This is a genomic window from Tahibacter caeni, from assembly GCF_024609805.1.
GTDB lineage: Bacteria > Pseudomonadota > Gammaproteobacteria > Xanthomonadales > Rhodanobacteraceae > Tahibacter > Tahibacter caeni.
The window spans coordinates 1-4,706 of the sequence record NZ_JANFVR010000351.1; the positions used below are offsets into that span (position 1 = coordinate 1).

At 68.0% G+C, this 4,706-nt stretch carries 4 protein-coding genes; all 4 read right to left on the reverse strand.

Going from position 1 to position 4,706, the window contains the following annotated elements:
* Positions 1-164: 164 nt before the first annotated feature.
* Positions 165-548 carry a VOC family protein gene (locus NON22_RS20525; protein WP_257388843.1) on the reverse strand — a complete coding sequence of 128 codons (384 nt, stop codon included), beginning with the start codon at positions 546-548 and terminating at the stop codon, positions 165-167.
* A gap of 166 nt (positions 549-714) precedes the next feature.
* Complete coding sequence (locus NON22_RS20530) at positions 715-3,282, reverse strand: TolB-like translocation protein (protein WP_257388844.1); 2,568 nt, start codon at positions 3,280-3,282, stop codon at positions 715-717.
* A gap of 34 nt (positions 3,283-3,316) precedes the next feature.
* Entirely contained in the window at positions 3,317-3,865 is a 549-nt protein-coding gene (locus tag NON22_RS20535; RefSeq protein WP_257388845.1) for a hypothetical protein, read from the reverse strand.
* A gap of 89 nt (positions 3,866-3,954) precedes the next feature.
* The coding region (locus NON22_RS20540; protein WP_257388846.1) for a 2-oxo acid dehydrogenase subunit E2 at positions 3,955-4,706 on the reverse strand (752 nt) is incomplete at its 5' end.

Genomic DNA, 4,706 nt, shown 5'->3' on the forward strand with positions numbered 1-4,706 from the left:
CGGAGGCCTGCGCGCTGGCCCGCCAGCTCGTCGCCGAAGCGCACCGCACCGGCTACGCGGTGCGCGAGCTGCGCGACCTGCAGCGGCACCGCGACGCGTTCTGCCGCGGCGCGGCCTGGGACGGCTTCGACTGATCGTCCAGGGCGCCGCCGCCGTGGCGGCGCTCACTCCCAGCGGTTCAGATGCGGTCCGAACGCCTTGCGCTGCTGGCGCACGACGCAGAAGCGATGGCCGCTGGGCGCTTCCAGGACCCACCAGCGGCCGTGGCGGAACGCGATCTTCTTCGCACCGAGCGCTTCGAGGCGTTCGGCCTCTGCCTGCACGTCGTCGGTTTCGATGTCCAGGTGTACGCGGCTCTCGTGGTCGACGCGCTGCAGCAGGATGATGGGCTCGTCTTCGGCCGTCTCGAGTTCCGCGTAGCGGCCGTCGCCGTCCTGGTCCAAGGTGACGATGGGCTTGCCGAGGGCGCGGCTCCAGAACGCGGCGGATTCGGTGAGGTCGTCCACTCTGCAGTCGAGTACCAACGTGCACAGTCGGCTGTGATGCATGAGCAAGCTCCTGCAGGAAATCCGGCGCAAAGCTTAGCGCGAAGGCGGACGGATTCCGCCCGCTTTATTTCGGTCCGCGCCGCCGGCGCCGGCGGCGCGCCTGCTTGAATCTTCGCCGGATATTCAACGCTCGCGGAGCGGCCGCAGCGGCAAGCGGATCAGCGCGTCATTCGGCCGTTTCGTAGCCGTCGGCGAACAGGAAGTCGCTGAGCCGGCGCGCGAGGAACACGTCGCTGAACTGGTTGTTGCCGTCGTCGGGTACGAGGTCGGTCTTGCTGCTGCTGAAGACGAGATGGTCGCCGTCGCCTGAAAGGACGAACTCACTGAACGGTTGCTCATACTCGGCGAACGCGGCGACGGAGCTCAGCCGGCCGCTGTCGCGCTCGTAGAGAAAGTAGCGATAGGGCAGCGCGGCATGATTTCCTTCGCCGCTATTGGACGCGAACGAATAGAACGCGACGCGGTTGCCGTCATCGGACAGTTTGGGGATGGTGCTGCCGCCGTTCAGCAGCTGACCGTCGCTGCGCCGATTGATCTGTTCGGTGGTTCCGCTCTGGCGGTCGCGCACGAACGCACGCGAGTAGCTCAGCGGGGTCGCGCCGGTCAGGTTCAGCGCCACGCTCGTGAATGCCACGTAGCGGCCGTCGCGGGAAAGGTCGCTGGGATAGCTGTCGCCGTCGGGTTCGAGTCCGGCGTTGCCGAGGGTGACCCGCTCCACCGTCTGCGCCAGGCGGTCGAACACGAAACCGTCGCTGGCACCGTTGGTGTCGCCGGCGACGAGATTGCTGGCGTTGCTGTTGAACAGCAGATAGCGCCCGTCGCCCGAAAGACGCTGCACCAGCGAGTCCCAGTTACTTCCATTGCCGTCCGGCGTGCGGCTGGCGAGCACGTTGACGCCGCTGTCCATGTCGCGCACGAAACAATCCCGGAAGCCATTCTCGTCCCCGGTGACCAGTGCGGCGGAACTCGAGAACGCCACATAGCGACCGTCGTCGGAAATGCTGGGGTGCGTGTTGAACCCACCGGAGCTCAGCCCAACCATCCCCTGGCTGACCAGCTTCATCTGCGAGGTCTGGCGGTCGTAACGGAAGACTTCATACGAACCGCCGAAGGTGTAGGGAGTCAAGGCATCGCAACTGACGAACACGATATAGCGGCCGTCACGACTGATTTTCGGAGAGAAGCTGCGGCAATGGGTTTCCGCGCCGCCGGCGCGTCGGCTGATGCGCAGGGTCTCCCCGAGCAGACGGTCGCGCAGGAAGACGTCGCCGACGCCGTTGAAGTCGCCGACGACGAGATTGTCGGCGTCCGAGTCGAAGACGACGTAGCGGCCGTCGGCGCTGAGGTCGAAGCCGGTATCAGCACCGCCGCTGTGACCGTTGGCGAACGCGCCGGCTGATCCTGCGTGCGGCAGGCTCAGGCGCTCGCTCCGCACTAAGTCGAACCGGTAACGCAGTGCATCGCGCATGTCGTTGTGGTCATCGTCGGCCAGTCCGTCATTGCGTGAACTCGCGAACACGATATTGCCGTCGCCGGACAACGCCCCGCCATCGGTTTCGTCCTGTGTTCGCATGCCGCCCGCATGAAACCCGACCAGATAGACGACACCGTTGGACAGATCGCGCAGATAGTGTCTTCTCGACGAGCCCGAGGCGCCGGGCAGATTGGGGTCGCTGCTGTGCATCAGCAGCCAGCGGCCGTCGCGGGAAATCGCGTTGGCGCTGGAGTAGTCCGTGAGCTGTGTGTGGCTCACCCCGAGCGTCACGCGCTGTACGCTGCCATCCGCGCTATCGAAGCGATAGCCGTCGCTCGCGCCGTTGGTGTCGCCGGCGAAGGCCGGCTGGTAGGTGTTGAACAGCGCATAGCGGCCATCGGCCGTCAGGGCCTGGTTTGCCGCAAGGGGGAAACTCGCGAAGCCCGCGCCGGTGGAATTGACGCTGACGCGCTGCGTCGTGCCAGCGATGGGTTTGCGCAGCAGCAGGTCCCGGCTGTTGTCGGTATCGCCGGGGACGAGGTTGTTGGCCCAGGTGTAGAACAGCACGCTGCTGCCGTCGGCGGAAATCTGCGGGTCGTAGCTGTCGCCGTTGCCGCGGCGTCCGTCGGCGGACACCGAGATCAGCTCGAGATTGCCGGTGCTGCGGTCCAGGCGGTAGATGTCGGCCCAGTCGTTGTCGTCTTCGGCGACGAGGGCCGAGCGGCTGTCGAACACGACGTAGCGCCCGTCGCCGCTCAGGCGTGGATTGGCACTTTGAAACGGCGCCGGCATGCCGCCGACGCGGCTCAGCAGGGTCGTCGTGCCGTCGCTGCGGTCGCGCAGATAGATCTGGCTTATGCCGTTGGCGACGCCGGGTACGAGGTTGGTCGCGTTCGAGTCGAACACGACGTAGCGGCCGTCGTCGGACACGCTGCCGACGGCTCCCACGTCGCCGTTGGCCTGCGCCCCGTCGTTGCCGACGCTGACGCGTTCCAGGGTATGGGTCTGCGCGTCGTGCAGGAACAGATCGGCGCGGCCGTTCGTGTCGCCGGGAACCAGATTGCTCGCGCGCGAGCTGAACAGCGCGTAGCGGCCGTCGAAGCTGGCGCTGCGCGGCGCCGAGCTGTCGCCGTTGCTGTCGATGGCGGCGACCAACGTCGTGCGGTTGACGATTTCGAGTTCGGCGGCGCCGACCAGGGCTGGCTGAGCGGCCAGAACCGTTAAGGTCAGGCAGGTGCGGAAAACACGGAAATTATTCATGAGCAACCAATACGCAAAACCGCGCGCGGCGTGATCAGCGCCGCTGCGGCAGCGAAGCCAGGAACGCTTCGCCGCAGCCCTTGAGCTCGATGCGCTGTGCGTCGATGTGCGTGGGATAGACGATGCGGCCCTTGACCATGCCGAAGATCAGGCTGCCGAGCATTACGGCGGCCGCGAGCAGCGCGAGCGGGCCGCTGGAGCGGTCGATGCTCAGCGCCATGAGGCCCATGCCGGCCAGCGCCGCGAGCCAGCTGCCGAGAATGATGTTGCGGCGCGCGAGGCGGTGCTCGGCACAGAGGCCCGGGCTCACTTTCGCGCTTTTGCGCACGATCAGCGCGACGATCACGTAGATCAGGATGCTCACGAGGAGCAGCAGATACAGCCACGGCGTATGCCAGTGCATTGCGCGTTCCTTGACCGGCTGCTCGGCGTCGGCGTTGCACTTCACGCAGCGCGGCGGCAGATCGTCCCCGGGCCTGAACACGGCGCGGTCGCCGGCCCGCCATACCTGCTGCGCACCGTCGAACGACGCAGCGCGCCCGACGACGCGCGCCTCCGGCGGCGCGTATGGATTGTGCGACATGGATTCCCCCGAACTCCTATGGCCCGGGCGAGGCTAGCAGCGGCCGGGCCGCCGCGCCAGCGTTGCGCCGGCGCGGCGGCGGCGCGTGCTCAGGTGGCCAGCGCGAGGTCGTCGAGCAGGGCCTTGAGGAAGCGCGCGGCTTCGCCGCCGGTCGCGGCGCGGTGGTCGAAAGTCAGCGACAGCGGCATCAGGCGGTGCGTCTCCACGCCGCCGATGACCGGCACGAGTTCGTGGCGCAGCTTGCCGGCCGCGACGATCGCGACGCAGGGCGGCACGACGACGGGCGTCGCGTAGCGGCCCGCGAACACGCCGAAGTTGGACAGGGAAATCGTATAGCCCTTGAGCTCCTCGGGCGGGATGCTGCGGTTCCTGACCGCGTCGCGCAGACGATTGATGGCCTGGCGCAGCCCGGCCGCGTCGAGCACGTCGGCGTTGCGCAGCGCCGGCACGAACAGGCCGTCCTCGGTATCGACGGCGATGCCGACGTCGACGTGCGGATGCAGGGTGCGCGTGAGGTTGTCGCCGTCGAACCAGGCGTTCAGCGCGGGCACGGTCTTGCACGCGCGCACGAGCGCGCGGATCAGGCGCACCGTGATGTCGTTGCCCGGCAGCCAGGCGTGCAGGTCGGCGTCGTCGCAGAGCGTCGTCGGCACGACCTTCGCGTGCGCCTCGGCCATGACGCGCGCCATGTTGCGGCGCACGCCCTTGAGCTGTTCGGGCTGGCCGAGCACGGGTGCTGCGCCCGGCGGCGCCGTGCGCATGGGCTGGCCCGAAGCGGACAGGGACGTGCGCTGCGGCGCCGCCGGTGCCGGTGCGGCCGCCGGTGCCGCTGCGGCGGCGG